The following is a 26259-nucleotide window of genomic DNA, read 5'->3' on the forward strand; positions in this document are numbered from 1 at the left end:
ATGTCCCAGCCCAACGGTCTTCTGAATATGGCACGGGCGGTGGCGGGTGCGCTGCCGTTCGTGTCGCGGGGTTCCACCCTGCCGGTGCGCACGGTCAAGGTTTCAGGTCTGACCATCGACCCGACCAACGTGGCCGAGTACGCCGCGGTGACCGGCCTGCGGTTCGGCGACACCGTGCCGCTCACCTACCCGTTCGCGTTGACGTTCCCGACCATGATGTCGTTGGTCACCGGGTTCGATTTCCCGTTCGCCGCAATGGGTTCGGTGCACATCGAGAACCACATCACCCAGTACCGGCCCATTCGCGTGACGGATGTGCTGGACGTCGCGGTGCGGGCGGAGAACCTGCGTGAGCACCGCAAGGGCCTGCTGGTCGACATCGTGACAGACATCAAGGTCGGCAATGACCTGGTGTGGAACCAGGTCACCACGTTCCTGCACCAGCAGCGGACCAGCCTGTCGGGTGGCCCGAAGCCGGAGCCGGTCAAGCAACCGAAGCTGCCGCCGCCCAACGCGGTCATCAGCATCACGCCGGGTCAGATTCGGCACTACGCCGATGTCGGCGGCGACCACAACCCGATCCACACCAGCTCCATCGGCGCCAAGCTGTTCGGCTTCCCGACTGCGATCGCGCACGGAATGTTCAGCGCCGCAGCGGTACTGGCCAACGTCGAAGGCCAGCTGCCGGATGCGGTTCGGTATTCCGTCAAGTTTGGCAAGCCCGTGCTGCTGCCGGCGAAGGTCGGGCTGTACGTCGACGCCATCGACGGCGGCTGGGAGCTGGCGCTGCGCAACCTGTCGAAGGGCTACCCGCACCTGACCGCGACGGTCACCGGGCTGTAGCTCGACACGTGGGCAACGCGCTCGGGCGCGTCGGCTCTCCTGTGGCACTTCCGATTTGGAGCCGTCAACTTTCCTTGCCAGTCAGGGAAAGTTGACGGCTTCTGTCGAAACATGTTGGGAGACAGAAGCCGAAGATCGCTACCAACGTGAAGTTGATGGCGAGATCCCAGTGAAATCTCACCATCGACTTCACGTTCGGCGCCGAATTCAAGCTCGTCATTCGTAGCGGCCGAAGCCGCGGATGCCGGGGTCGTCGGCGATCTTGTAGGTCGACAGGCCCACGTTGGTGCCCTCGCCCCCGCCGACCGTGGTGAGCGTGCCGTTGTCGTTGATGAGCACGATGTTGACGTGCTGGCCCTTCGGGCTCGGCTTGTCGTAGAGCACCATGTCGCCGGGCAGTGTCGAATAGTCCGGTGACTCCCAGCCCCCCTCGGAGTGCAGGTAGTCAGTGAGCGTCATGACGCCCGGGATGCGCCATGCGCGTTTGTGCACATTTCCAGACTAAGTGGCCGAAGTGGTGCTACCGGTCGGCAATTTCGGGCGCTCGCGAGCAGACGGCGGGAGGAGCTGAATCGTGGGGCGGCCTACGCCGGCGCCGTCGGGGATGACGCGGGCCGCGACGCCGTAGACCGACGAGATCAGTTCGGCGGTCAGGACTTCGGCGGGTGTCCCGGCCGCGACGACACGGCCCTGATCGAGCACGACGAGGCGGTCGCAGAACAGTGCCGCGAGGGTGAGGTCGTGCAGCGTCACCACCGCCGTCACCGGCAGGGCGCGAATGAGCGCGAGCAGCTCGAACTGGTGCCGGACGTCGAGATGGTTGGTGGGTTCGTCGAGCAGCAGTTCGCGGGGCTCCTGCGCGAGCGCCCGGGCGATCTGCACCCGCTGTTGCTCCCCGCCCGACAGCGTCCGCCAATCCCGGCCGCGCATGGCCGTCGTCTCGGTCTGTTCAAGAGCCCGCTCGACGGCGCGATCATCCGCCTCGGTGTCGCCAGACCAGATGCCGCGGTGCGGAATTCGACCCAGCCGGACGATCTGCTCGACGGTCAAGTCCAGGTCAGTGCTGACCTGCTGCTCGACCACGGCAATGCGTTGAGCGACGGCCCGCCGCCGGATGTCGGCGAGCGGATGACCGTCGAGCAGCACCGCCCCGCCGTCGGCGCGCCGTAGTCCGGCGAGCAGCCGCAGCATCGACGACTTGCCGGCGCCATTGGGTCCGAGCAGGCCCAGCGTCTCCCCGTCGGCCACCACCAGCGACACCCCGTCGATGACGAGCCGACCGCCGGCCGACCAGCTGACGGATTCCGCAGCGATCGGTCCCGTCATCGAATCCTCCTGCGGCGGGCAAGAATCCACATGAAGATCGGCACGCCGACGAGTGCGGTCACCACACCGACTGGCAGTTCCTGCGGCGCGAACACCGTGCGAGCCGCGGCGTCGACCCAGACCAGAAAAATGGCGCCGGCGATCGCGGTGACCGGCAGCAAGCGGCGATGCGACGGCCCGACGATCATCCGCGCCGCGTGCGGCAACACCAGCCCGACGAAACCGATTGCGCCCGCGGCACTCACCAGCACGGCCGTCAGCAGCGCCGTCGTCAGCAGCAGGATGATCCGGACCCGCCGCACCGAGACACCCAGCGCGGTGGCCGCGTCACGACCGAAGGCGAACGCGTCCAACGCATCTGACTGTAGCCAACAGACACCGAGGCAGGCCGCGCAGACGAGGCCGCACATCGCCACCTGATGCCAGCTCGCGCCGCCCAGCGAGCCGAGCAACCAGAACAGCACCCCGCGGGTTTGTTGCGCGTCGGCCGACGAGAACACCACCATCGCCGTCGTCGCCGAAAAGAGCTGAGTACCAGCGACTCCGGCCAGGACCACCCGATCCGGTCCACCGCCGGCGGCCGCCGCGAGGGCCAGCACGATCGCGAAGGCGATCACCGCACCCACGAACGCGCCGCCCGACAGCGTCAGCGCGCCACCGATACCCACCACAACGACCAACACCGCTCCCGTGGACGCACCGGAGGAGACGCCCAGCATGAACGGGTCGGCCAACGGGTTGCGCATCAGCGACTGCAGGATCGCCCCGCAGATACCCAGGCCCGCCCCACAGATGGCGGCCAACAACGCTCGCGGCAGCCGTAGTTCCCAGACGATGCCGTCATCGATCGGTGCGATGTCCGCAGGACGGCCCCAAAGATGTTGCGCGACGACCGCATACACGTCACCGATCCCTAGATCGGCAGGCCCGATGATCATGGCCGCCGCGATCGACAGCGCCAGCCCGGTCAGGCCGAGCATCGCCATCCCGGCGGTGCGCACCGCCGTCAGGACTTCCCGCCCAGCCCGAACGAGCGCAGCCCGGCCGCGACGGTCTCGACTGCGCCGACGTTGCGCAGTGACGGGTCCATCGCACTGCCCGGCAACACGATCCACCGCCGCTCGCGCACGGCCTTCAACTTGCTTGCGGCCGGATCGGTTTCGAGGAACTTGATCTTGGCGGCGACGCTGTCGCCGTCGTCGCCTCGGGTGAGGTCGGCGAGGACCAGCACGTCAGGGTCGCGTTGCAGGATGGCCTCCCACGAAATCTCCGGCCACAGCTGCCGGCTGTCGGCGAAAGCGTTGCGCGCCCCAACCGCGGTGGTGATGATGCCGGGCGCCCCGCAGCAGCCCGCGATGTACGGGGTTCTGGTACCGGCGTACCACCACATCAGGGAGACGTCGTCTGCGTCGAGTCCGCTGGTCGCGGTCGCCATCCGCGCACGCAGCGACGAGACCAGTTTGTCGCCGCGCTCGGGTACACCGAATATCTTTGCGATGTCCCCGATTTCGGCATACATGTCATCGAGTGTCAACGGGCGCTGCTGTGCGGCATCCTGACCACCGCATTCGCTCGACGACTGATACGTCGGCACACCGAGGCGCTCGAAGCGATCTCGTGGGGCCACGCCCTGGTCGGTGAACGACCAGTCGAATGTCGCGTAGACGAAGTCGGGCTTCTCTTTCAGCACCCGCTCGAATGACGGGAAATCCCGGCTCAGCACAGGCACTTTGGCGTTGTCGGCGGCAAGGTCGGGGCGCACGGCGTCGCTCCACGACGCGGTGCCGGCCATGCGATCGGCGAGCCCGAGCGACAGCAGCAGTTCGCTGGCCGGCTGGTTGATCGAAACCGCACGCTGCGGAGCCGATTTCACCGTCACCTGGCGTCCGCAGTTCTCGAGCGTGACGGGATAACCGCCGGCGCCGGCAGCAGCGGACTCCACGGCCGGCGGACCACCGCAGGAGCAGACGAGCGAAACAACCAGTGAGACAAGCACAATGGTGCGGACAAACACGGCGGGCCTTCCGATCCGGGACTCGCGTCGCGGAGTCCATCCGTGGGGGTCCTCGCGCCGCCAGGCCACGAGAGCCCGAGCCAGCAGGTCTTCGGACTCGGGATCATCCAGCCGGAGCGCCTTCCCAGCCCGCGTGGGGCCAGTGGCCGTTGCTCCGCCTGTCCTCCTCACCGCTGCGCGTCAGTTCCGGGTTCACACCGGATTCCCTGACCCAACCGTGTTGGGTTCGACTGGCTCAAGCGGACCATACCAGCGCAATGGGTTCACCACCCCTGGCGAGCGGGGAGAAACGCTACGGCTCGGCGCGCTTGCCCTTCAGACCGCGCCAGAAGAGGTTGATCATCAGCTCGGTGGCGTCGTTGACGTCGGTGTCGCCTGCGCTGACGCGCGACGCGATGGCCTCACCCGCACCCACCAGGGCCACCGCCATCATCTCGAAGTCGCTGTCCGGCTGCGGGTTTCGCGTACCAGCACTGAGCAGTCGGGCCACCAGATCGATGATCTTCTCGCGGCCCTCGCGCACCGTGTGGGCGAAGGCCTGCGAGCTGGTGGCCTGCGTGTAGAGCACGATCCAGGACGCCCGGTTGCGGTCGATGTACGTCATGAACGACAGCACCGCGTTACGCAGCAGGTCGCGTGGGCTCTGCGCGAAGTTGATGTCGGCCCGGACGGTGTCGACGAAGCGCGTCAGCTCCCGATCCAGGCACGCGGCGAACAGCTCTTCCTTCGAGCCGTAATAGAGGTACAGCATCGGCTTGGAAATCTCGGCTTGCGCGGCGATCGCGTCCATCGAGGTCTCGTGATAGCCGTTCACCGAGAACATCTGCACGGCAGCGTCGAGCATCTGCTGTTCGCGGACGGCCCGCGGCAGCCGCTTCGTTCCACCTGCCATCAGAACAGGGTATTCAACGCGCAGCTCACTTCACGCATTTGGCGCCCGGCCCCTTCATGGCCGCCACCCGAAGGACCGACTTGTCGACCTGCGCCTGGTCCAGCTGCCCGGCCTGCGCGGCCGCTTCCAGCTTGTCCAGCACGTCGGGAATGCCGTCGGTGGTGATCCACAGGGCGACGTCGGCGCCGGCCTGCAGCGCCTTGAGCGCCGCGTCGGCGACACCGAAGTGCTGCGTGATGGCCGCCATGCCGGTCAGATCGTCGGTGAACACCACACCATCGAACGGCGGGCCGCCGTACTCGCCGCTGCGCAGCAGGTCGTAGGCCGGCTTGCTCAGGCTGGCCGGGTCGTCGCCGAGCGTCAGGCCGGGCACCTGCAGGTGGCCGACCATCACCGCGACGGGCTGCTGCGTCGTCAACGTCCGGTACGGCACCAGGTCGTTGTCCTTCAGCGCGGCCAGCGGCGGGGTCTTCACGCCACCGGTGTGCGAGTCGCCCGAGCCGTGCCCGTGCCCGGGGAAGTGCTTGAGCACCGGAACGAGGCCCGCCTCGCGCAGGCCCGCGGCATACGCGCCGGCGTACTCGGTCACCTTCTGCGGGTCCGAACCGAAGGAGCGGTCGCCGATCACCTCGTCGTCGGGCTCTTCGGTGACGTCGGCGTCGGGCGCGAAGTCGACGGTGATGCCGAACTTGTCCTTCATCTGCTGCCCGCGGTCCTTGGCGATGGCCTGTACTTCGGCAGGCGTCTTGGTCGTCGCCAGCACCCGCGCCGATTCCTGCGGGCCGATCAACTTCTTCAGCCGGGACACCCGGCCGCCCTCTTCGTCGATGCTGACCGCCAGCGGCAGCGCACCGGACGCGGCCTGCAGTGCCGGGATGCTGCCGTCCGACAGCATGGACAGGTCCGTCCAGCTACCGATGAAGATGCCGCCGACCTGCTGTTCCGTCACGGCGGCACGGGCATCGGCGGCGTCCTTGACGCCCACCATGAGCAGCTGGGCCAGCTTCTGCCGCAGCGTCAGGGTGCTAAGCAGAGCGTGCGGATCGCACGGCGGGGCGGTCGGGGCAGGCGCGTCCATCGGCTTGCTCGACGCGGCTGTGCTTCTGGCCTGGCTGGACGTGCTGGAAGCGGCGGGGTGGTCGGACGACGACGAGCAACCGGCTACCAATCCAGACACCAGTGCGAGCGCGCCAAGGGTTCGGGGCAAGGACATGGGCACCGAGCCTAGCCGCGCGACAGCGGCGCCCAGGTCCCGCGATGACCTGGTAGCGGGCTGGCGAACACGGAAGCGGGCAGGTCGTCATGCTAGTTTGGGCGCCATGGACCGCTTCCTCGTGCCCGCCGGAGCCAGCATCGTGGTCGGTCTGTTGCTCGGCGCCGCAGCGGTCTTCGGCACCACGCTGATGCTGGAGCAGGACACCAAGCCGACGCTGCAATCGGGCGATCCAGCGTCATCGGTGCTCAACCGGGTCGAATACGGCAACCGCAGCTGATCCCGCAGCGCCGCTCTCCCGGCGCTGCCTATGGGTCGTCAGCGCGGCCGCACTGGTCCTGACGTTCGCCCAGTCACCGGGCCGGGTCTCGCCCGACACCAAACTCGATCTCACCGCCAACCCCGCGCGCTTCCTGGCGCGGGCGGCCAACCTGTGGAGCAGCGACCTGCCCTTCGGCCAGTCGCAGAACCAGGCCTACGGCTACCTCTTCCCGCACGGCGCGTTCTTCCTCGCCGGTGACGTCATCGGCCTGCCCGGCTGGGTGATCCAGCGGCTGTGGTGGGCGTTGCTGCTGGTGGTCGGGTTCTGGGGGGTCGTCCGGGTCGCCGAGGCTTTGGGCATCGGCAGCCGATCCTCTCGGGTGCTGGCCGCGGTGGCGTTCGCCTTGTCGCCGCGCGCGCTGACGACGCTGGGCGCCATCTCGTCCGAGACCCTGCCCATGATGCTGGCGCCGTGGGTGCTGTTGCCGGTCATCCTTGCCCTGCGCGGCGATCCGCGAATCCGCCAGCTCGCCGCCCGCTCGGCGGTCGCCGTCGCACTGATGGGCGCGGTCAACGCCGTCGCCACTCTGACCGGCTGTCTGGCCGCGATCATCTGGTGGGCGGCGCACCGGCCCAACCGCCGCTGGTGGCGCTTCACGGCGTGGTGGTTCGGCTGCACGCTGCTGGCCATCCTGTGGTGGGCGGTGGCGCTGCTGCTGCTCGGCCGGATCAGCCCGCCGTTCCTGGACTTCATCGAATCGTCGGGCGTCACGACCCAGTGGCTGTCGCTGACCGAGGTGCTGCGCGGCACCTACGGCTGGACGGCGTTCGTCGCGACCAACGCGACGGCCGGTTCGTCGCTGGTCACCGGCTCGGTGGCGGTGCTGGCCACGACCCTGGTCGCGGCCGGCGGCCTGGCCGGCCTGGCAATGCGCAGCATGCCGGCCCGGGGCCGGCTCATCTCCATGCTGCTGATCGGCCTGCTGCTGCTCGCGGTCGCGTACGCGGGTGGGCTGGGCTCCCCGATCGCGCACCAGGTCCGGGCCTTCCTCGACGCGGGCGGCACCCCGCTGCGCAACGTGCACAAGCTCGAACCCGTGCTGCGATTGCCGCTGGCGCTGGGCCTGGCCCACGTGCTGGGCCGGATTCCGCTGCCGGGCTCCGCACCGCGTCGGGAATGGATCAACGCGTTCGCCCACCTCGAGCGGGACAAGCGGATGGCCGTCGCGGTGGTGCTGCTGACGGCGCTGGCCGCCGGGACGTCGTTGGCGTGGACGGGCCGGCTCGCCGCACCCGGTACCTACCGTGCGATCCCGCAGTACTGGCACCAGACCGCGGACTGGCTCGACGCACACAACGCAGAGACGCCGGGCCGGGTGCTGGTCGCGCCGGGCGCGCCGTTCGCCAACCAGGTCTGGGGCAACACGCACGACGAGCCGCTGCAGGTACTGGAGCGCGGCGCCTGGGGCGTGCGCGATTCGATTCCGCTGACCCCGCCCGCGACCATCCGCGCCCTGGATTCCGTGCAGCGCCTGTTCGCCACGGGACGACCGTCCGCCGGATTGGCCGACACCCTTGCCCGTCAAGGCATCTCGTTCGTCGTCGTGCGCAATGATCTGGACCCCGACAACTCCCGGTCCGCCCGGCCACTGCTGGTACACCGGGCCATCGAGGGGTCCCGCGGCTTGACGAAGGTGGCCCAGTTCGGCGACCCGGTCGGGCCCGGCCTGCTGGAGGGCTTCGTCTCCGACAGCGGCCTGCGGCCCCGCTACCCCGCGGTCGAGATCTACCGCGTGACCGGCGCCACCACCACCCAGCCGTACCTGGCCGACGCCGACACCATGGCCCGCATCGACGGCGGGCCCGAATCCCTGTTGCGCATCGACGAGCGTCGCCGCCTGATGGGACGAAACCCGTTGGGCCCCATGATCTTGACGCAGGACGCGCAGCGAGCCGGACTCCCGGTGCCAGAGGTGACCGTCACCGACACCCCACTGGTCCGGGAGACCGACTACGGGCGCGTCGACGACCATTCGTCGGCCGTGCGGGCGCCCGACGACCCGCGCCGCACCTACAACCGCGTCATGGACTACCCCAGCCCCGGCGCCACTCCCGCGTACGGCCAGTGGCCGGGCGGACGGATCACCACCTCGAGCTCGTCGTCCGATTCCACCGCGCTGCCCAACGTGTCCACGGCAGCCGGGGCGGCCGCCACGATCGACGGCGACTCTTCCACCAGCTGGGTGTCCAACTCGCTGCAAACCGCTGTGGGGCAATGGCTTCAGGTCGACTTCGACCATCCGGTGACCAACGCGACCGTCACCCTGACGCCCAGTGCGACCGCGGTCGGCGCCCAGGTGCGCCGCGTCGAAGTGGCAACAGCCAACGGCACCAGCACAATTCGCTTCGACCAGCCCGGCAAGCCGCTGGTCGCAGCGCTACCCTACGGCGAGACCTCGTGGGTCCGGTTCACCGCGACCGGCACCGACGACGGTTCACCGGGCGTGCAGTTCGGCATCACCGACTTCTCCGTGACGCAGTACGACGCGTCCGGCTTCGCCCATGCGGTGAGCCTGCGGCACACCGTCGACGTGCCCGGACCGCCCGCGGGATCGGCTGTGGTGCAATGGGATTTGGGCAATGACCAGCTGGGCCGGCCAGGCTGCGCCGAGGGACCGAACGGGGTCCGGTGCGCCGCCACCATGGCCCAGTCGCCCGAAGAGCCCGTGAACATGAGCCGCACCCTCACCGTGCCGGCGCCGATGGCCGTCGTGCCGACGGTGTGGGTGCAGGCCAGGCAGGGTCCGCACCTGGCCGATCTGGTCAGCCAGCCCGGCACCACCCGGGCCACCGGGGACGCCGACGTCATCGACGTCGCGGGCTCGGCCTACGCCGCCACCGACGGCGACCCGCGCACCGCCTGGGTTGCCCCGCAGAGCATCGTGCAGTTCCGCGATGGCGCCAACCTGACCGTGCACCTGCCGGCCCCGACGACCGTCAGCGCCCTGCGCCTGGTGCCGAGCGCCTCCGAGTTGCCGGCCCACCCGACCGTCGTCGCGGTGGACCTGGGCAATGGACCGCAGGTGCGACGGATCGGCGACGGGCCACAGACCATCAAGCTCGCCCCCGCGAAGACCGACACCATCAAGCTGTCGATCCTGGACTGGCACGACCTCATCGACCGCACCGCACTGGGATTCGACCAGGTGAAGCCGCCCGGCCTCGCCGAGGTCACCGCCCTCGACGAGCGCGACACACCGATCGCTCCTGCCGACGCGGCCGCGAACCGGCGTCGGGCCATCACGGTGCCGTGTGGCCGCGGCCCGATCGTCGCCATCGCCGGCCAGTTCCTGCAGACCTCGATACACACCACCGTCGGCGCGCTGCTCGACGGTGAGCCCATCGCGGCCCAGCCATGCCAGTCCGCGCCGCTGCAACTGCCCGCCGGGCAACAGGAGTTCCTGATCAACCCGGGTCCCGACTTCACCGTCATCGGCGCCCGGCTGACCGGCCCGCTCGCGGCCCACATCCACAGCGCCCCAACGACTCCCGCGCAGCTGAAGAAGTGGACGTCCGATCACCGCGAAGTGCAGGTGACCCCGTCGCCGGTGCAGCGCGTGCTCGTCGTCCCCGAGAGCGTGAACCCGGGCTGGACCGCCCACACCGCCAACGGCGCAATCCTCACCCCGGTGACCATCAACGGCTGGCAGCAGGGCTGGGTGCTGCCGGCCGGTACCGGCGGCATCGTCACGCTGACGTTCGCGCTCAACACCCCCTACCGCATCGGCCTGTTCGGCGGGCTCGCCCTGCTTCCGCTGCTGGCGCTGTTGGCGCTGCTACCGATGCGTCGGCCCGTCGATGACGAACCGACACAGACCTGGCAGCCGCGTCGCGCAGTCGTCGGCGTGGCCCTGGCCGGGTTCGGATTCCTGGTGGCCGGATGGGCCGGCCTGGTGACCGTCGCGGCGGCCATCGGTATCCGGTACCTGCTGCGCTCGCGCGAGCAGTGGCTGGACGGGTGGACCGTCATCGCCTCGGCGAGCGGCCTGATCGGCGCGGGGGCGGTGCTCAGCGCGTACCCGTGGCGGTCGGTGGACGGCTACGTCGGACATTCGCCGTGGGTGCAGTTCCTGGCGCTCATCTCGGTGGCCGCGCTGGCGGCGTCGTTGTGGGATGCGCCGACTAACCCACCGCAGCAGGCTCCGGCACGTCGGTGATCGAGCTGTCCCGCGGCGACGGGGCATGCCGGGACTCCCAGCGACGCAGCAGCTCGCGACAGGGTGACTCGATCAGCCCGTAGCTGACTGCAGCGATCGCGAACCCGAAAACCCAGGTCAGGATCAGCACGATCGGCATGTGGCCGTTGAACGGGAACTCGCCGATCACCGGGAACACCATGGCCAGGGCCGCCAGGTGCCAGATGAACAGGCCGTAGGACCACCGGCCCAGGGTCACCATCAGGGTGCTGCCCAGGATCCGGTGCGGGGTTCCAGGCGCGTCCAGCACCAGCGGCGCCAGCAGTGCCCCGGCGACGACGGCGCCCATCGCGGTCTTGACCACAACTTGGCTGACGGTGCCCGGCGCGAGCCCGATGTTGCCGGCCAACGGCGTCGCCGCAATGACGAACGCCGCACCGGCGATGGCGGCCATGACCCACGGCCGCCGGGCCAGCTGGTGCATCCGGCCGACGGGCATGACCGTCAGCTCCGCCAGCAGCATGCCCGCGGCGAACCAGGAGAACAGCGCCGGCAGCCAGTTCATCTGGTTGACGCCGAACGGCAGGTGCCACGGCAGCGCGGGCCAGGCGAAGCTCGCCACCCCGAGCACCGCGATGGCGGGCACCCGCCAGTCCACCGGCAGTCGGCGGGCCAGCAGCGCCAGCACGGGCAGCACCAGGTAGAAGCTGACCTCGACGGCCAGGCTCCACATCTGGGTCAGCCCGGCGGTCAGCGTCAGTGGCACGTAGACCTGGGTCAGCGTGAGGTTCGACAGCCACACCGTGAGATCGGCGTGGGCGTCGGGCAGCAGCGCCAGGATCACCACGACCGCCACCACATACCCCGGCATGATCCGGACCACGCGCGACCGTAGGTAGTGGCCCGTCGGCGGCCGGTGCCGCAACCCTCGCGCGGCGGCCGCGTGCCCCCGCCACAGCAAGAACCCCGACAGCGCGAAGAACACCGCGACCGCCAGGTCGAAACGGGTGAACAACCGGCCGTACCAGCCGCTGCTGTTGGCGGTCTGGAACGCCACGTGAGTCAGCACGACGCCCATGGCGGCGCAGGCCCGCAGGCCCTCGACAGCGGGCAGGAAACTGCGGGTGCCGCTCACCTGAGCGCTGTCCGCGGTGTCGTGTCCTTCGTCGCCCACGAACCCAGTGTGCCGGGTGCCCGTACTCGGCGGCGAATCTCACTTCCACCCCGACACCACTATGAGGGTGTGCCTTAGTAAGGGCTGTTAGGGTCAGTCGGGTTGCTGTGTGGCTGGCAGACAAAGTGAGGAGCACGGGTTGAACCGCGCTGTGGGGTTGCGAATCGCAGCATGCGTCTTGATGGGGCTCGGCGCGGCCCTGCTGATTGCTGCTCTGCTGTTGACTACTTATACGTCGGGCAAGATCGCCAAGATTCCGCTCGACATCGACACCACTCTGGTCAGCAACGGCACCGGCACCGCTCTGGACCCGGCGTCGCTGCTGGGCGAGAAGTTCATCGTCAACAAGAACGTTCCCGTGGTGTTGCAGCGCCAGCTCAGCGTTGAGAACCCGGCGAACGCCGACGTGGTGACGCTGCAGGTCGGCAACACCGTCCGCCGCACCGACAAGCAGCAGGACAACGGCCTCCTGCTGGCGCTCGTCGACACCGTGACGCTCAACCGCACCACCGCCGCCGCGGTGACGGGTGCGGCCGGCTCGGTACAGAAGCCGCGCACCATCGAGGACCCGAACCCGCCGACCAACGTCGCGCTGCCCCACACCGGACTGAGCTACCGCTTCCCGTTCAGCACGGAGAAGAAGACCTACCAGGTGTTCGACCCGATCGCGCAGAAGGCGTACGACGCCAACTACGAGGGCGAAGAAGACGTCAACGGGCTGTCGGTCTACAAGTTCACCCAGAACGTCGGCTTCGACGCCGACGGCAAGCTGGTCGAGCCGATCAAGTTCTCGTCGCTGTACGACAAGGACGAAGACGGTTCGGTGACCGCCCGGGCCGAGCTGTGGGGCGTGCCGTCCGCCGAGCCCACCGACCCGATCACCATGCAGCGCTACTACGCTGCTGCCCGCACCTTCTGGGTGGACCCGGTCTCCGGCACCATCGTCAAAGAGAAGGACCGCGGCTTCCACTACTACTCGCGCGACGCCCTCAAACCTGAGGTGACGTTCGCCGACTTCACCGTCACCTCGAACGAGCAGACGGTCGAGTCACAGGTCGCGGCCGCCCACGACGAACGCGACAAACTGGCCCTGTGGGACCGCATCCTGCCCATCACCTTCGGTGGCCTGGGGCTGGTCTTCCTGGTCGGCGGCGTGCTGCTGGCCGCGTACAGCCTGCGTTCGCAGGCCGCGTTGATCGACCCGGGCCTCGACGCCGCCGGGCACGGTTTCTTCGGCCGACGTGACACTGATTCCGGGCCGATGCCCGCCGCCGAGGCCATGACCGAGAAGCTGCCTACGCAGCGGCCGACCGATCTGCCACCGGACCGGATCTGATTGCTTTTCGTCGTGCCCTGCCGGCGCTGTACGCGCTGGGGCTGACGCTCGCTGTCACCGCGCCGCTGCTGGCGCCTGGTTATCTGCTGCTGCGTGACGCGGTTTCCACACCACGGTCCTACCTGTCCGATGCGGCCCTCGGCTTGTCCGAGGCCGCGCCGCGGGCCCTGCCGCAGGACTTCTTCCTGGCCATCCTCTCGCCCGTCGTCGACGGCGGCGTGCTGGTCAAGGCCCTGCTGATCCTCGGCCTGTGGTTCGCCGGCTGGGGTGCGGCGCGCTTGGCCGCCGCGGTTCTCGACGTGGGTCTCGGCGGGCAGCTCGTGGCCGTCACCATCGCGGTGTGGAACCCGTATGTCGCCGAGCGGCTGTTGCAGGGGCACTGGAGCCTGCTGGTCGGCTACGGCTGCCTGCCCTGGGTCGCCCTTTCCAGTGATTTGTGCACGATTTCCCGCGGCGAGCGCGGAAAATCGTGCACAAGTCTCGTGTTCTGGATCGCACTGGCCGGGCTGACGCCGACCGGACTGCTGCTCGCGCTGGTCGTGGCCCTGGTGTGTTCGCGCACGTGGCGCGGCGTCTGGGTCGCGCTGGCGGCGTCGATCGGTGCCGCGCTGCCCTGGTTGGTGGCGACGGTGGTGGCCCGCTCGGTGCTGCCGGTGGCCAGCGCCGGCGTACCGGCGTTCGCGGCGCGGGCGGAGCCTGGGCTCGGCACGCTGGGCAGCCTGGCCGGGCTCGGTGGCATCTGGAACGCCGGTGCGGTGCCGGTGTCCCGGACGACGCTGTTCGCCGTGGCCGGGACGGTGGCGCTGCTGGCTGTGATGGCCCTTGGTGCGCGGAAGGCGTGGTCCGTGGCGGCAGCCCGGCCGCTGCTGGTGCTCGCGGTCGTCGCGGTGTTGGTGCCCGCGCTGCTGGCGACGGACCCGGGGTCGGCGTTCCTCGACTGGCTCATCCGAACCATTCCCAGCACGGGCGTGCTGCGTGACGGGCAGAAGTGGGTGGCCCTCGCGATGCCCGGCTATGCCCTCGCCGGTGCCGCCGCGGTGGCGGCGCTTCGGCCTTGGCTACCAACAGCTTTCGCTGCCACAGCGTGCTGTGTGGCGGTGTTGGCCGCACTGCCGGACCTGGCCTGGGGCGTCGGCGGTCAGCTACGGTCGGTGCCATATCCGGCCGGCTGGTATTCGGTGGCGGCGCAGATCAACTCGGACCCCAAGCCCGTCGCGGTACTACCGCCCGACGTCATCCGCCAGTTCCCGTGGGCCGGGCCGACGCCGGTGCTGGACCCGCTGCCCCGCTGGGTTTCCGCCGATGTGCTGGCGACCGGGGACCTGGTGATCGGGGGACGAACCGTGCCCGGCGAGGGCGCGCGGGCGCGGCGGATACAGGACCTGCTGCTGCGCGGCGCCGACGTGCACCAGTTGGCCGCAGCCGGGGTCGGTTGGGTGGTTGTGGAGGGCAGAGAAGGCGAAGTTCCCGCGCCATCATTACCTATTGCCTACCGGGACAACGACATCACGCTGTATCGGGTGGGCGGGACGATGCCCGCCGCTTCGGGGCGGGCGCTGCTGATCGCCGCGCACATGGTGTGGCTGGGGATGCTGATCGGCGGATTGGCCGCGATGGGCATTCAGCGGTGGCGGGGACTCAGTACGCCCCTTCGCCGCGTGCCACCACACTGATCGTCTTGAGGATGATCCCGACGTCGGTGACCATCGACCAGTTGTCGACGTACGAAAGGTCAAGGCGCACAGCCTTGTCCCACGTGAGGTTCGAGCGGCCGCTGATCTGCCACAGCCCCGTCACTCCTGGCTTGACGAGCAGCTTCCGCCTGATGTCGCCATCGTAGGACTCGACCTCCCGGCGCAGCGGCGGCCGCGGACCGACCACGCTCATGTCCTGTTTGAGCACGTTGATGAATTGCGGCAGCTCGTCGATGCTGAAGCGGCGCAAGACCTTTCCGACCAACGTGACCCGCGGGTCCTCCCGCATCTTGAACATGACGCCGCCGGCCATCTCGTTGGCCGAAAGCAGGTCGCCGAGACGCTCTTCCGCATCGACCACCATGCTTCGGAACTTGATCATGGTGAACGGCTCACCGTCCAGCCCTATGCGTTCCGACCGGTAGAACACCGGGCCGCGACTCGTCATCTTGATGGCGACCGCCGCGAGCACCAACAGCGGCGCGGTCCCGATCAGCGCCGCCAGCGCGAACCCGAAATCGAACGCCTTCTTCAAGAAGCTCTTGGCACCCTGGTACTGCGGCTTCTCCACGTGCAGCAGCGGCATGCCGGCCACCGGCCGCATCGCGAGGCGCGCTCCCGCCACATCGAGCAAGCCGGGCGACACCACCAGGTCGACGTCGGAGGCCTCGAGACGCCAGGTGAGCCGCTGGATTCCGGCAACCCCGAAATGTTCTGCGTCGGTCAGTGCCACGGTGTCAGCGGCGCATCGGTCGCCGAGCGCGCCGAGGGCGTCGTTCTCGTCGCCGAAGATCGGGATCACCCGATCGCCGATCCTGATGACGTCACCGCGCGCACCGGGGTCGCCCGGGATACCCGCGCCGACCACCACGTAACCATCGCCGGGATCGTTCATGAGTTCGGTGGCCAGCACCGCGATCGCGTCCCGATCACCAATGGCGAGAACGGATGTCAGGCAATCGCCCGCCTGCCGGCGCGCACGAACCCGGCGCCGCCACACCTTGCGCCCGATCAACAGTCCGATCGTGCCCAACGGGAATGCGATGGCCAGGTAACCGCGCGCGATCTCGAGCCGCGCGAGCAAGGCCACGATCGCGATCACCCCGAACGTCCAGAAGGACGCGGCGACAACACGGCGGTACTCTTCGATGCCGCATCCGAGGATCGAGGCGGAACGGGCGCGGTGCAAGGTCAGGACGCCCAGCCACAGGCACGCCAGCACCAGCGAGTACGCGGTGTAGAGCATGGAGGCCGACGGGCCGTAACCCGCTCCGCCGAATCGGGCCCATTGCGCGAACAACATGGAGAGGACGATCGTCACGGCGTCGGTGATCAGCACCCGACGCGCGTAGTACGGCTGCCACACCACGCGTGAACTCGGAAGTCGCGTAAGCCCGAACGTCGAGAGCGTCATCGGCAACTCCACATGTTCAACTCCTCAGACCCGGTGGCACTTCGATGGAGCGGTATGTCTAATTTGCTTGAAAGACAACGGAGTTCGAACGCACTGCATCACCGGGCCCAGTCGCCTGGATCCGCAATTCAGGAGGGACGCCCGAAAGCCGGAAACCCGAGAGTAGCCCTCATTGCTATTAAATTTGACCTGGGCGTCAGTTTATGCGTCATGGTCTCGCCCAACAGCAAAACGACGGATTTGAATCGTCGTCACGAAGAATTTCTGAAAGCGGGCTTGGTGCCCGCCTGCAGCGTCGTCGCGGCAGCGGTGAGCCGTCAGACGATCCCGTTGACGAACTGGCCGTCCCGGACCGCCTCGGCAACCGTCAGCATCGCGGAAGCGCTTTGCGGCCACGAGAATTCGGCGGCCCGGACCTGGGCCTTGGCCCCCAATTGGGCGCGCAGGACATCGTCGGTCAGCAGGGTCTCGAGTGCGGTGACCAGGCCGCGGTGGTCGTCGACCAGCAGGCCCGTCACACCGTCGACGATGGAGTCGGTCAGGCCACCCGACGACCGGTAGCCGACCGTTGGCACGCCGTGCTGCGCGGCCTCGATGACGGCCAACGCCCAGCCTTCCTTGCGCGACGGCAGTGCGTGCACCCAAGCCTGTTGCAGCACTTCGTGTTTGGTGACCTCATCGACATGGCCGTGGAACGTCACCGCGGAGCTGATGCCGAGCCTGCGCGCGTGCGCGACCAGCCGCTCGTCCCACCAACCGCCTCCGACGACGTCGAGGCGCAGCCCCGGCACCACCGGCGCCAGCAGGGCGACGGCGTCGAGCACGTCCTCGATCTGCTTGTGCGGCACCAGTCGCGACAGCACCACGATGCGCGGCGCAGCGGCCCGGGGTAGCGAGAGGGACGCCGCGGGAGCGAGGTCGACCCCGTTGCGGACGACGGCGATCCGCGAAGCGTCGACCCCCAGATCCACCAAGTCCCGGGCCGACGGCAGCGACACCGTCACGTATTGGTTGTCCCGATGCAGCCGGGGCGAGAGCCGCGATTCCACGAACCAGCCGAACTTGCTCATCAACCGGCCGGCAACCGGCCACTGGTCGCGGTGGCAGTGGTGCACCAGCACCATGGCCCGCCGACCGTAGGCCAGCCGGGCCAGAAACGGAATGCCGTTCTGTGAATCGATCACCACGTCGGGCCGCACGCCACGCAGCGGACCCACGCCGACCCGCGCCAGCACCATGGCCAAGCCGGCCCAGATGTACACGGAAAGGCGGCCACCGCCGCGACTGATCCGGACGCCGTCGACGACCTCGGTGCGCGATGCCCCGCGATACCGGGCGGTCCGCAGCGTCACTCGCACCCCGGACTCGGCCAGCTGGGCGCCGATGCGCTGCAGATACGTTTCGCTGCCGCCGCCCTGGGGATGGCCGGTGTCGCGCCAGCAGAGCAGCAGCACCGACCGGATCTCGTCAGGAGATCCAGCAGGCTGCTGGGGGTGGTCTGGCATCGAATGCAGGGTACCGGTCAGTAGGGTTGCGGAGTGAATCGCTGGGCAGCCAAAGGACTGGTCACCACCCGCAGGCGAGCCACCCTCGCCCGCTCGATCCGGCTGCTCGGTGAGTTCCGTTTCGAGCAGAGCGACCCGGCCCGCTTCTACGGCACCCTCGCCCACGACACCGTCGCTCTGGTGGACGGCCTGTGGCGCGACCTCAACGGAACCGCACCCGAGGGCACAACCGTGCTCGACGTCGGCGGCGGCCCCGGCTACTTCGCCACCGAATTCTCCGGCGCCGGAATGACGTACATCGGCGTCGAGCCCGACCCCCGAGAAATGCACGCCGGCCCAGCCGCCCAACCCGACGGCGCAGGCACCTTCGTGCGCGCCTCGGGCCTGGCGCTGCCCTTCGCCGACGGCAGCGTCGACGTCTGCCTGTCGTCGAACGTCGCCGAACATGTCCGCGAGCCCTGGCTGATGGGCCGGGAGATGCTGCGGGTCACGCGGCCGGGCGGGCTGGTGATCTTGTCGTACACGGTGTGGCTGGGCCCCTTCGGCGGACACGAGATGGGCCTGACGCACTACCTCGGTGGCCGGCGGGCCGCGGAGATGTACACCCGCAAACACGGTCACCGGCCGAAGAACGACTACGAGTCGTCGTTGTTCGCGGTATCCGCGGCAGCTGGACTGGAGTGGGCACGAAGCACCGGGGCGCTGGTCGCCGCATTCCCCCGCTACCACCCGCAATGGGCCTGGCGTGCGACTTCTGTACCGCTGTTACAGGAGTTCTTGACGAGCAACCTGGTGTTGGTGCTCAAGCCCAGCTGAGCGACCTAATTGGAACATGTTCTCGTTTGGCCGAAAACTCGGTAGTGTGACGCCCATGACACCGCGCACGCGAGGAGCACATCTATGACACAAGGCACGGCATTCCGTACGACCTGGGACCAGCTGTTCATCGGCGGTCAGTGGACCGCACCGTCGACGTCGGACGTCATCGAGGTGCACTCCCCGGCCACCGGCGAGCTCGTCGGCAAGGTGCCGCTGGCCGCCAAGGCCGACGTGGATGCCGCGTGTGCCGCCGCCCGCAAGGCGTTCGAGGAGGGCCCGTGGCCCAAGATGACGCCGGCCGAGCGCGCCGCGGTGATCGCCGAGGCGTCGCGCATCATGACCGAGCGTGCTGACGAGCTGAAGTTCCTGCTCTCCGCCGAGACCGGCCAGCCGCCGAGCATCGTCGACATGATGCAGTACGGCGCGGCGATGTCGTCGTTCAACTACTACGCCGGCGCTGCCGACAAGTTCCAGTGGAGCGACATCCGCGACGGCATCTACGGCCAGACGCTGGTGACCCGCGAGCCCATCGGCGTCGTCGCCGCCGTCGCCGCGTGGAACGTGCCGTTCTTCCTGGCCGCCAACAAGCTGGGCCCGGCGTTGCTGGCCGGCTGCACCGTCGTGCTGAAGCCCGCCGCCGAGACGCCCCTGTCTGTGTTCGCCATGGCCCAGGCCTTCGCCGAGGCCGGCCTGCCCGAGGGCGTGCTGTCGGTCGTGCCGGGTGGCCCGGACACCGGGCGCGCGCTGACCGCCAACCCGGAGATCGACAAGTTCACCTTCACCGGCAGCTCGGCCGTCGGCAAGGAGATCGGCAAGGTCGCCGCCGAGCGACTCAAGCCCTGCACCCTGGAACTGGGCGGCAAGTCCGCGGCGATCATCCTCGAGGACGCCGACCTGGACTCCACCCTCCCGATGCTGCTGTTCTCCGGCCTGATGAACACCGGCCAGGCCTGCGTCGGCCAGACCCGCATCCTGGCCCCGCGGTCGCGTTACGACGAGGTCGTCGAGAAGGTGGCTGCCGGCGCGGCCGCCATGCAGGTCGGCCTGCCCGACAACCCGGCCGCCATGATCGGCCCGCTGATCAGCGAGAAGCAGCGTGAGCGCGTCGAGAGCTACATCAAGAAGGGTGTCGAAGAGGGCGCGCGCATCGCCACCGGCGGCGGCCGCCCCGAGGGCCTGGATTCCGGGTGGTTCGTGCAGCCGACGGTGTTCGCCGACGTCGACAACTCGATGACCATCGCCCAGGAAGAGATCTTCGGCCCGGTGCTGGCGATCATCCCCTTCGACACCGAAGAGGAAGCCATCCGGATCGCCAACGACTCGGACTACGGCCTGGCCGGCAGCGTCTACACCACCGACGTACCCAAGGCCATGAAGATCGCCGCACAGATTCGCACCGGCACCTACGCGGTCAACATGTACGCGTTCGATCCGGGCGCTCCGTTCGGCGGCTACAAGAACTCGGGCATCGGCCGCGAGAACGGCCCGGAGGGCATCGAGGCCTACTGCCAGGCCAAGAGCGTGCTCATGCCGTTCGGCTACACCCCGGCGTAATTCCACCTTCGTCCGGATGGCCACCCGCTCCGTTGTCCTTCACCCCTCGGGGGACTCGGCCGGGTGGCCATTCGGCTTTTCAGCACGGGTGTTTTATCCCAGGCGAACCCCAGTAATCGCTGATACCGTCACGCCCGTTCGAAGGTCGTTGGCAAACAATCTGGGAGGCAACCCATGGCAGTTTCTGTAGATCTCGAGAAGTCGCTCGACAAGGCCTACGAGGACAAGTCCCTCAAGGACATCCTCGACGCATCGCCCGCCGCGCTCGCCGGGGTCAGTGACTCCGACGCCGAGCACCTCGCCGCGGCGTTCAACATCAAGACCGTGCGCCAGCTCGGTGCCAACAAGTACTTCGCCGTGGCCGCCGCACTCGTCGCGCTGGAGAACGCCGGCTAGGTTTCCAGCGCGAGCAGACGCGAAAACCCCCAAAATCATCTGGTTTTGGGGGGTTTCACGTCTGCTGGGCGAGGTGGTCAGCGGCCCTGGAACTGGGCGGCGCGCCGCTCGACGAAGGACTGCACGCCCTCGGCGGCGTCCTGGGTCGTGAACAGCCTGGCCACCTCGGGCTGGAGTCGCTCGAAGGCCGCGGCCTCACCCGCGCTGCGAGCCAACTGAGCCGAGGCCAGGGTTGCGTGGACACCCAACGGCGCCGCGCGGTCCGCGATGGTGTGCGCGATCTCGATTGCCCGAGCGCGAGCGGCCGCGGCATCTTCCACGACCTCCTGCACCAGACCGATGCGGTGCGCCTCTGCCGCGTCGAATTCGTCACCGGTGAGCAGCCAGCGCATGGCGTTGCCCCAGCCTGCGTCGCGCGGTAGCCGGACACTGGCACCGCCGAACGGATAGATGCCGCGCAGCACCTCGATCTGGGCGAAGCGGGCGTCGGCGGCTGCCACCCGAATGTCGGCGGCGAGCAGCAGTTCGATGCCCAGCGTCAGGCAACGGCCCTGGACCGCCGCGACGAGCGGCTTGGTCCACGGCCCGTCGAGCCGCCAAGGGTCGCGGCCATCGGCGGGGAACGGACTCTCCCCCGCGGCGATGGCGGGAGCGACGTCGAGCAGGTCCAGACCGGCGGTGAAGTGGTCGCCATGGGCGACGAGCACTCCGGCGCGGAGGCTGTCGTCGCGCTCCAGCAGACCGTAGGCCCGCGACAGGTCGGCCAGCATCGCGCGGTCGAACGCGTTGCGCTTCTCGGGCCGGCTGAGGCCCATCACCAGAACATGCCCGTCCCGTTCGAGGGTGACGGTCTGCAGATCGAGATCGGTGGTCATGCGAGCAGTGAACTCCTGATCAAGAAATTATGTAATAGACCATAGTTGGAAGGAAGTGTAGATCCCCCAGCGCTCAAAACCTCGGATATCTGTGACCTGGAATACATTCTTTGGTCCGATGTGTTGGGCGTTTTATGCTGAGTCCCATATCGAGGAGGGCAGCATGTGGGTGGTCGAGGTCAACGTGAAAGGCCATCGCTTCACGCACACCGTCCTGGGCGCCAACGAACGGCTGCGTGAAGCAGCTCGCGGTGTGCAGGACCGGATGACACAGTTTCGGAACCGGGTCACGCATTGAGCGCGGCAGCGCCCGCCATCAAGACGGTCAACAAGCGCGGCGCCACCCGGGAACGGATGGTGCGCAGCGCCGCCGCCGTGCTGCGTGAGCGCGGCGCCGCCGGCCTGACCATCGACGAGGTGCTGGTCCGCAGCGGCGCACCCCGCGGGTCGGTCTACCACCACTTTCCCGAGGGCCGCAGCCAGCTGCTGATCGAAGCACTGCAGTTCGCCGGCGACGCGATCGCCGCCCACATCGACGGCTCCGCCGCGTACGGCGGCATCGCACTCGTGCGCGGATTCGTCACCTTCTGGGACCAGATTCTGGCCGACAGCGACTTCACCGCGGGGTGCCCGGTGGTCGCCGCTGCGGTCGGCTCAGGCGACGAAGCGCCGACACTGACCCCCATTGCCGCCGAGATCTTCGACCGGTGGCGCACCGCGCTCGGACACTCCTTCACCGCCGAGGGATTCAGCGATTCCGACGCGTCAGCCCTGGCTGTCACCTGCCTGGCCGCTCTGGAAGGCGCGGTGGTGTTGAGCCGGTCGTCGCAGAGCGTCGCACCGCTGCACGACGTCGCGACTCAACTCGAATTCCTCGTCAAGGCAAAGGCTTTCGTCAAGAACAACGGCCTGCCCACCGCCGGCAGCTAACCGTCCGCGCGAGCCCAGCGCGCACAGACGAAGTCCCCGTTGACCGCGGACTCGAGCAATCGCCATTCCGAGCGCACCGGCAACACGGGTGCGCCGGCACCCAGGGAGCACGGCGCATAGGACACCACCAGTTCGTCGACCAGGCCGGCCGTCACGAACTGCGCTGCGACGTCCCCGCCGCCGACAATCCAGATGTCACGCTCGCCCGCCGTTTCGACCAGCGCCGGATGCAGCTGTGCGACATCGCCGCTGACCGGGCACACCGGGTGCCCCTCGACGACGACGTCCGGCCGCGACGTGAGCACCCACGTCGGTTGGGGGTACGGCCAATCACCCGGTTCGTTCTCGACGACCCACCGGTACGTCGTCGACCCCATGACCAGGGCACCCACCGACTGCTCGAAGGCTTTGTAGCCGAACGGTCCGTCGACGTCGATATCACGCGAGAGCAGCCAGTCCAGGCTTCCCGCGGAGTCGACGATGAAGCCGTCCAAGCTCGATGCGGTGTAGTAAATGGTCGCCATCGCTCCGAGTATGCCGCGACCCACCGACAATCCGAGGCGCCCCGATTACTGTTGCCGGATGGACGATTTCGACGCCCTCCGCGCCGACGACGACGACCTGTCCGAACTGCGCACGGACCTGCGCCGGTTCCTGGCCGAGGACGCAAAGGAGTTCGGCTGGGAACCCGGAGTCGACTGCTGGCTGTCGAAGTGGGACGCCGACTTCAGCATGCGGCTGGCGGCAGCCGGCTTCGTCGGTCTCACCATCCCGGTCGAGTACGGCGGCCGCGGCCGCAGCCACATGCACCGGTACGTGGTCACCGAAGAACTGCTCGCCCACGGCGCACCGGTCGCCGCGCATTGGATCGCCGACCGGCAGGTGGCGCCGGCCCTCCTGACCTACGGCAGCGAAGATCAGCGGCGCCGACTGCTACCCCGAATCGCTTCCGGTACTTTGTATTCCGCGATCGGCATGAGCGAGCACGAGGCCGGTTCCGACCTGGCCGCAGTCGCCACCAAAGCCGCCCGCACCGACGCCGGCTGGCTGCTGAACGGCAGCAAGGTGTGGACCAGCGGCGCACACCTTGCACACCAGATCGTGGTGCTGGCCCGCACCAGCTCCCTGGACCCCGCGCATCGGCACGCGGGATTCAGCCAGTTCATCGTGCCCACCGACGCCCCGGGCGTCACCATCGAGCCGATCGTCCAGATGAACGGCGAACATCATTTCAACGAGGTGCTGTTCGATAACGTCGCGCTGACCGACGCCGATCTGCTCGGCACCGTCGGCGCGGGCTGGCACCAGGTGACCTCGGAACTGGGTTTCGAGCGCAGCGGACCGGAGCGCTTCCTGTCCACGGCCACATTGCTTTTCGTACTCATCGAGGCGCTGCGGGACGACCCCCGTGCCGATATCGGCGATCTGCTGGCACGGATGATCTCGCTGCGTCAGCTCTCCATCTCGGTCGCGCGCGCGTTGACCGCCGGCCAAGACGCCGCCGTCCCCGCCGCGCTGGTCAAAGACCTGGGCACCCGATTCGAGCAGGACTCCGTGGAGATCGCCGCGGAGCTGCTGGACCGGTACGAAGGTCCTGACCGTCCGCGGCTGCAGGCGATGCTGGACACCGCTCGGGTGCATGCGCCGCTGTTCACCCTGCGCGGCGGCACCAATGAGGTACTGCGCGGCATCGTCGCCAAGAACTGGACCAAACAGGCTGCCGCCAAACAGCATTCGGATGAGTTGGCCGAACTACGCGAACTGGCCGACCAGATCGGGCAGTCCGCACAGCCCGCCCGCACCCTGCCGCTGACCTTCGACGACGCCCTGTGGCGCACCGCCGAGAGCTCCGGACTGACCCGGTTGAGCAGCGACGCCGACGCCGGTCCCGCCGCGACGGCCGTCGTGCTGGGCACCTTGGCACGTCATGCCGCCGCGGTGCCGATCGCCGAAACCGACGTGCTGGCAACGTGGTTGGCGGCCGAAGCCGGTCTCGCGGTACCGGAGTCCGGGCCCCTGACCCTGGCGGTCGAGCAGGTCGCCACCTGGCCGCAGTGCGGGCCGGTGCTGGTGACCAAGCGCGGGCCGGACGCCCTGTACGTCGCACTGCGCGACTCACCGGCGCTCATCGACAGTGCACACAACCTCGCCGGCGAGCCCCGGGCGACCATCGAATTCGACACCGCGGCAAGCGATGTCGTCCAGCTGCCACTGACGGTCGCCGACGAATTGACCATCCGCGGCGCCTGGTGCCGCAGCGTCCAGATCGTCGGCGCACTCGATGCCGCCGCAGAGCTGACCGTCGCGCACACCGAAACACGGGTGCAGTTCGGCCGCCCGCTCGCCGCCTTCCAGGCGGTGCAGCACTCACTGGCCTCGATGCTCGGCGAGGTCGAACGAGCGAGGGCGGCAACCACTCTGGCGATAACTGCCGCCGCACAGTACGGCTTCGGCGACGCCCGCACCGCCTATGCCACGACCGTGGCCAAGATCGCCGTCGGCCGGGCCGTCGCGCCGGTGACGACCATCGCCCACCAGTTGCATGGCGCCATCGGCACCACCGCGGAACATCCGCTGTGGCGGGCAACCATGCGGGCCCGCAGTTGGGCCGACGAGTACGGCAGCACCAGCTGGCACGCCCGCAGGCTCGCGACCCGCACCGCGACGACCGACCCATGGGATGTGACGGTGGGTCGGATCTGAAAGTGCTTGTGACCTAAGTCATTATCGACACCGAACGTGGGCTCGGTCCGGTTGTGACAGCGGCCATAGCGCTACCCGCGGTCCCGGTAAAAACTTGACGAATGTCAAAAATCAGCGGCGCCCTGGCTGCGTTGGCCGTCTGCACCGCCCTCCCCGCCGCGACCGTGGTCGCCGCGCCCGCCCAGGCCGCCGGCACGCACCGCATGACTCTGATGTCGCGGTCCTACACCTGCGACCGGCAGCCGATCAACTACATGAAGTTCCGCTTTCCGGCAGTGCCGACGGCTGAGATCACCTCCGACGGCCGCACCGCCGTCGCCCACATCGACATGCTCGACGGCGCACGCAACGCGCAATATGTGGTCCGGCTGATCCCGGCCCCCCACGCCGCGCTGGGCTGCCTGGCCGGCGACCCGAGCATCGGCACCGGCACACTGAGCACCGATGGCTTCGGCAACGGCAACTCGACCGTGCAGGTCAACGTGGCTCCCGGCACCACCGGCGTGTGGCTCCAGGTGGATCTGCCCGCGCCGCATTCGCAGTCCCCGGCCGAGTTCTACAGCAGCGACTTCGTCGCCGCAGTCTGACCATTGTTCGACCCCGGTAGCCGACGGCAGCTGTCTCCCGGTAGAACAAACACATGTCCTACCGGGAGATCGTGACGTCGCGGCGATTCAATGGCCGTCAGGCCGCAGTCCTGGCAGCCGCTCTGCTGCTGGCCGGATGTTCGGGCGACAAGCAACCGCCGCAGCCGACCACTGCGTCGTCGAGCGCTCCGGCGCCGAGCACCGCTGCCGCCCCGAGCACTCCCGCAGCCGAAGCGCCGCCGTCCCCCACCAGCCGTCAGCTCGACGGCGGGACCTGCCTGCAACTCACCGGCGCGGTGGTGAACCTGATGTCCGGCGCGTCCCCCGACGACGCCAAGGCGGCCGGGGACACCATCAACGGCTTCCACCCGCCGGCCGATGTGCAGGCCGCCGTGACGCATTTCGTCAAGACCAACGGCCTGCACTCCAGCGATCCCGACCGCAGCCAGTTCAGCCGCACGCTCAACAACTGGGTTGAGCAGCAGTGCCCGGTGCAGCAGCCGGAAAAGAAACCCAAGTAACGAAGG

The 26259-nt window shown here is 68.6% G+C and carries 22 protein-coding genes, 3 pseudogenes and 1 riboswitch; of the genes and pseudogenes, 14 read left to right on the forward strand and 11 right to left on the reverse strand.

The window, feature by feature from the left end; translation table 11 throughout:
- On the forward strand, positions 1-843 hold the full coding sequence (locus ACNO8X_RS01890; protein WP_418003924.1) for a MaoC/PaaZ C-terminal domain-containing protein: 843 nt from the start codon (positions 1-3) through the stop codon (positions 841-843).
- A 216-nt stretch (positions 844-1059) separates the two neighbouring features.
- On the opposite strand, the pseudogene ACNO8X_RS01895 reads toward ACNO8X_RS01890, so the two are convergent.
- The 6 genes and pseudogenes from ACNO8X_RS01895 to ACNO8X_RS01920 all read right to left on the reverse strand — a co-directional run.
- Positions 1060-1338 (reverse strand): annotated as a pseudogene (locus ACNO8X_RS01895) (CHAP domain-containing protein); the annotation flags it as partial.
- Positions 1339-1344: 6 nt separating this feature from the next.
- Entirely contained in the window at positions 1345-2169 is an 825-nt protein-coding gene (locus tag ACNO8X_RS01900) for an ABC transporter ATP-binding protein (RefSeq protein WP_418003925.1), read from the reverse strand.
- On the reverse strand, positions 2166-3155 hold the full coding sequence (locus ACNO8X_RS01905; protein WP_418006072.1) for a FecCD family ABC transporter permease: 990 nt from the start codon (positions 3153-3155) through the stop codon (positions 2166-2168). Before ACNO8X_RS01905 ends, ACNO8X_RS01900 begins: the two co-directional genes overlap by 4 nt.
- A 20-nt stretch (positions 3156-3175) precedes the next feature.
- Complete coding sequence (locus ACNO8X_RS01910; protein WP_418003926.1) at positions 3176-4183, reverse strand: ABC transporter substrate-binding protein; 1008 nt, start codon at positions 4181-4183, stop codon at positions 3176-3178.
- A 64-nt stretch (positions 4184-4247) separates the two neighbouring features.
- Positions 4248-4433: riboswitch (cobalamin riboswitch) on the reverse strand.
- A 42-nt stretch (positions 4434-4475) separates the two neighbouring features.
- A complete protein-coding gene (locus ACNO8X_RS01915) occupies positions 4476-5075 on the reverse strand; it encodes a TetR/AcrR family transcriptional regulator (protein WP_418003927.1) in 600 nt (199 codons plus the stop codon).
- Positions 5076-5100: 25 nt separating this feature from the next.
- A complete protein-coding gene (locus tag ACNO8X_RS01920; protein WP_418003928.1) occupies positions 5101-6288 on the reverse strand; it encodes a glycoside hydrolase family 3 N-terminal domain-containing protein in 1188 nt (395 codons plus the stop codon).
- Positions 6289-6394: 106 nt separating this feature from the next.
- Here ACNO8X_RS01920 and ACNO8X_RS01925 point away from each other — a divergent pair, with 106 nt between their 5' ends.
- Both ACNO8X_RS01925 and ACNO8X_RS01930 read left to right on the forward strand, forming a co-directional pair.
- Positions 6395-6568 carry a DUF2613 domain-containing protein gene (locus ACNO8X_RS01925; protein WP_020103457.1) on the forward strand — a complete coding sequence of 58 codons (174 nt, stop codon included), beginning with the start codon at positions 6395-6397 and terminating at the stop codon, positions 6566-6568.
- Between the two features lie 52 nt (positions 6569-6620).
- The gene (locus tag ACNO8X_RS01930) at positions 6621-10766 is read left to right on the forward strand and encodes an alpha-(1->3)-arabinofuranosyltransferase domain-containing protein (RefSeq protein WP_418005732.1); all 4146 of its coding nucleotides are present in this window, start codon (positions 6621-6623) and stop codon (positions 10764-10766) included.
- On the opposite strand, the gene ACNO8X_RS01935 is transcribed toward ACNO8X_RS01930, so the two are convergent.
- On the reverse strand, positions 10732-11919 hold the full coding sequence (locus ACNO8X_RS01935; RefSeq protein ID WP_418003929.1) for an acyltransferase family protein: 1188 nt from the start codon (positions 11917-11919) through the stop codon (positions 10732-10734). The two genes, ACNO8X_RS01930 and ACNO8X_RS01935, sit on opposite strands and share 35 nt — an antisense overlap.
- A gap of 139 nt (positions 11920-12058) precedes the next feature.
- Between ACNO8X_RS01935 and ACNO8X_RS01940 the strand changes: the two genes are divergently transcribed.
- Both ACNO8X_RS01940 and ACNO8X_RS01945 read left to right on the forward strand, forming a co-directional pair.
- Complete coding sequence (locus tag ACNO8X_RS01940; RefSeq protein ID WP_418003930.1) at positions 12059-13255, forward strand: DUF3068 domain-containing protein; 1197 nt, start codon at positions 12059-12061, stop codon at positions 13253-13255.
- A 17-nt stretch (positions 13256-13272) separates the two neighbouring features.
- A complete protein-coding gene (locus tag ACNO8X_RS01945) occupies positions 13273-14928 on the forward strand; it encodes a hypothetical protein (RefSeq protein WP_418005733.1) in 1656 nt (551 codons plus the stop codon).
- On the opposite strand, the gene ACNO8X_RS01950 is transcribed toward ACNO8X_RS01945, so the two are convergent.
- Together ACNO8X_RS01950 and ACNO8X_RS01955 are read right to left on the reverse strand one after the other, a co-directional pair.
- Entirely contained in the window at positions 14894-16363 is a 1470-nt protein-coding gene (locus ACNO8X_RS01950) for a sugar transferase (RefSeq protein ID WP_418003931.1), read from the reverse strand. The two genes, ACNO8X_RS01945 and ACNO8X_RS01950, sit on opposite strands and share 35 nt — an antisense overlap.
- A 317-nt stretch (positions 16364-16680) precedes the next feature.
- The gene (locus ACNO8X_RS01955) at positions 16681-17868 is read right to left on the reverse strand and encodes a glycosyltransferase family 4 protein (protein WP_418003932.1); all 1188 of its coding nucleotides are present in this window, start codon (positions 17866-17868) and stop codon (positions 16681-16683) included.
- Positions 17869-17925: 57 nt separating this feature from the next.
- Here ACNO8X_RS01955 and ACNO8X_RS01960 point away from each other — a divergent pair, with 57 nt between their 5' ends.
- From ACNO8X_RS01960 to ACNO8X_RS01970, 3 genes are all read left to right on the forward strand, one after another.
- A complete protein-coding gene (locus tag ACNO8X_RS01960) occupies positions 17926-18684 on the forward strand; it encodes a class I SAM-dependent methyltransferase (protein ID WP_418005734.1) in 759 nt (252 codons plus the stop codon).
- 84 nt (positions 18685-18768) lie between these two features.
- Positions 18769-20241 carry an aldehyde dehydrogenase gene (locus tag ACNO8X_RS01965; protein WP_418003933.1) on the forward strand — a complete coding sequence of 491 codons (1473 nt, stop codon included), beginning with the start codon at positions 18769-18771 and terminating at the stop codon, positions 20239-20241.
- Positions 20242-20415: 174 nt separating this feature from the next.
- Positions 20416-20637: a hypothetical protein gene (locus ACNO8X_RS01970; protein ID WP_043391103.1), complete on the forward strand. Its 222-nt coding sequence runs from the start codon at positions 20416-20418 to the stop codon at positions 20635-20637.
- A 77-nt stretch (positions 20638-20714) separates the two neighbouring features.
- On the opposite strand, the gene ACNO8X_RS01975 is transcribed toward ACNO8X_RS01970, so the two are convergent.
- A complete protein-coding gene (locus tag ACNO8X_RS01975; RefSeq protein WP_418003934.1) occupies positions 20715-21512 on the reverse strand; it encodes a crotonase/enoyl-CoA hydratase family protein in 798 nt (265 codons plus the stop codon).
- Between the two features lie 163 nt (positions 21513-21675).
- Between ACNO8X_RS01975 and ACNO8X_RS01980 the strand changes: the two genes are divergently transcribed.
- Both ACNO8X_RS01980 and ACNO8X_RS01985 read left to right on the forward strand, forming a co-directional pair.
- Positions 21676-21810: a hypothetical protein gene (locus ACNO8X_RS01980; RefSeq protein ID WP_260934362.1), complete on the forward strand. Its 135-nt coding sequence runs from the start codon at positions 21676-21678 to the stop codon at positions 21808-21810.
- Positions 21811-21866: 56 nt separating this feature from the next.
- The gene (locus ACNO8X_RS01985) at positions 21867-22442 is read left to right on the forward strand and encodes a TetR/AcrR family transcriptional regulator (protein WP_418005735.1); all 576 of its coding nucleotides are present in this window, start codon (positions 21867-21869) and stop codon (positions 22440-22442) included.
- Here ACNO8X_RS01985 and ACNO8X_RS01990 read toward each other — a convergent pair.
- A complete protein-coding gene (locus ACNO8X_RS01990) occupies positions 22439-22966 on the reverse strand; it encodes a dihydrofolate reductase family protein (RefSeq protein ID WP_418003935.1) in 528 nt (175 codons plus the stop codon). The two genes, ACNO8X_RS01985 and ACNO8X_RS01990, sit on opposite strands and share 4 nt — an antisense overlap.
- A 58-nt stretch (positions 22967-23024) precedes the next feature.
- Between ACNO8X_RS01990 and ACNO8X_RS01995 the strand changes: the two are divergent.
- The 4 genes and pseudogenes from ACNO8X_RS01995 to ACNO8X_RS02010 all read left to right on the forward strand — a co-directional run.
- Positions 23025-24143, forward strand: a pseudogene (locus tag ACNO8X_RS01995) (acyl-CoA dehydrogenase family protein); the annotation flags it as partial.
- A gap of 555 nt (positions 24144-24698) precedes the next feature.
- Positions 24699-25145: pseudogene (locus ACNO8X_RS02000) on the forward strand (acyl-CoA dehydrogenase family protein); the annotation flags it as partial.
- 101 nt (positions 25146-25246) lie between these two features.
- On the forward strand, positions 25247-25732 hold the full coding sequence (locus ACNO8X_RS02005; protein ID WP_418003936.1) for a hypothetical protein: 486 nt from the start codon (positions 25247-25249) through the stop codon (positions 25730-25732).
- A gap of 53 nt (positions 25733-25785) precedes the next feature.
- Entirely contained in the window at positions 25786-26253 is a 468-nt protein-coding gene (locus ACNO8X_RS02010) for a hypothetical protein (RefSeq protein ID WP_418003937.1), read from the forward strand.
- The last annotated feature ends 6 nt before the right edge of the window (positions 26254-26259 follow it).

Source organism: Mycobacterium sp. PDNC021, from assembly GCF_048282635.1.
Taxonomy (GTDB): Bacteria; Actinomycetota; Actinomycetes; order Mycobacteriales; family Mycobacteriaceae; genus Mycobacterium; species Mycobacterium llatzerense.

Coding starts and splice junctions, on each gene's coding strand:
- ACNO8X_RS01970 (WP_043391103.1), top strand. CDS start 20,416: ATGGCAGTTTCTGTAGATCTCGAGAAGTCGCTCGACAAGGCCTACGAG.
- ACNO8X_RS01905 (WP_418006072.1), bottom strand. CDS start 3,155: ATGGCGATGCTCGGCCTGACCGGGCTGGCGCTGTCGATCGCGGCGGCC.
- ACNO8X_RS01965 (WP_418003933.1), top strand. CDS start 18,769: ATGACACAAGGCACGGCATTCCGTACGACCTGGGACCAGCTGTTCATC.
- ACNO8X_RS01985 (WP_418005735.1), top strand. CDS start 21,867: ATGGTGCGCAGCGCCGCCGCCGTGCTGCGTGAGCGCGGCGCCGCCGGC.
- ACNO8X_RS01990 (WP_418003935.1), bottom strand. CDS start 22,966: ATGGCGACCATTTACTACACCGCATCGAGCTTGGACGGCTTCATCGTC.
- ACNO8X_RS01975 (WP_418003934.1), bottom strand. CDS start 21,512: ATGACCACCGATCTCGATCTGCAGACCGTCACCCTCGAACGGGACGGG.
- ACNO8X_RS01900 (WP_418003925.1), bottom strand. CDS start 2,169: ATGACGGGACCGATCGCTGCGGAATCCGTCAGCTGGTCGGCCGGCGGT.
- ACNO8X_RS01980 (WP_260934362.1), top strand. CDS start 21,676: ATGTGGGTGGTCGAGGTCAACGTGAAAGGCCATCGCTTCACGCACACC.
- ACNO8X_RS02010 (WP_418003937.1), top strand. CDS start 25,786: ATGTCCTACCGGGAGATCGTGACGTCGCGGCGATTCAATGGCCGTCAG.
- ACNO8X_RS01950 (WP_418003931.1), bottom strand. CDS start 16,363: ATGACGCTCTCGACGTTCGGGCTTACGCGACTTCCGAGTTCACGCGTG.
- ACNO8X_RS01915 (WP_418003927.1), bottom strand. CDS start 5,075: ATGGCAGGTGGAACGAAGCGGCTGCCGCGGGCCGTCCGCGAACAGCAG.
- ACNO8X_RS01955 (WP_418003932.1), bottom strand. CDS start 17,868: ATGCCAGACCACCCCCAGCAGCCTGCTGGATCTCCTGACGAGATCCGG.
- ACNO8X_RS01890 (WP_418003924.1), top strand. CDS start 1: ATGTCCCAGCCCAACGGTCTTCTGAATATGGCACGGGCGGTGGCGGGT.
- ACNO8X_RS01920 (WP_418003928.1), bottom strand. CDS start 6,288: ATGTCCTTGCCCCGAACCCTTGGCGCGCTCGCACTGGTGTCTGGATTG.
- ACNO8X_RS02005 (WP_418003936.1), top strand. CDS start 25,247: ATGTCAAAAATCAGCGGCGCCCTGGCTGCGTTGGCCGTCTGCACCGCC.
- ACNO8X_RS01925 (WP_020103457.1), top strand. CDS start 6,395: ATGGACCGCTTCCTCGTGCCCGCCGGAGCCAGCATCGTGGTCGGTCTG.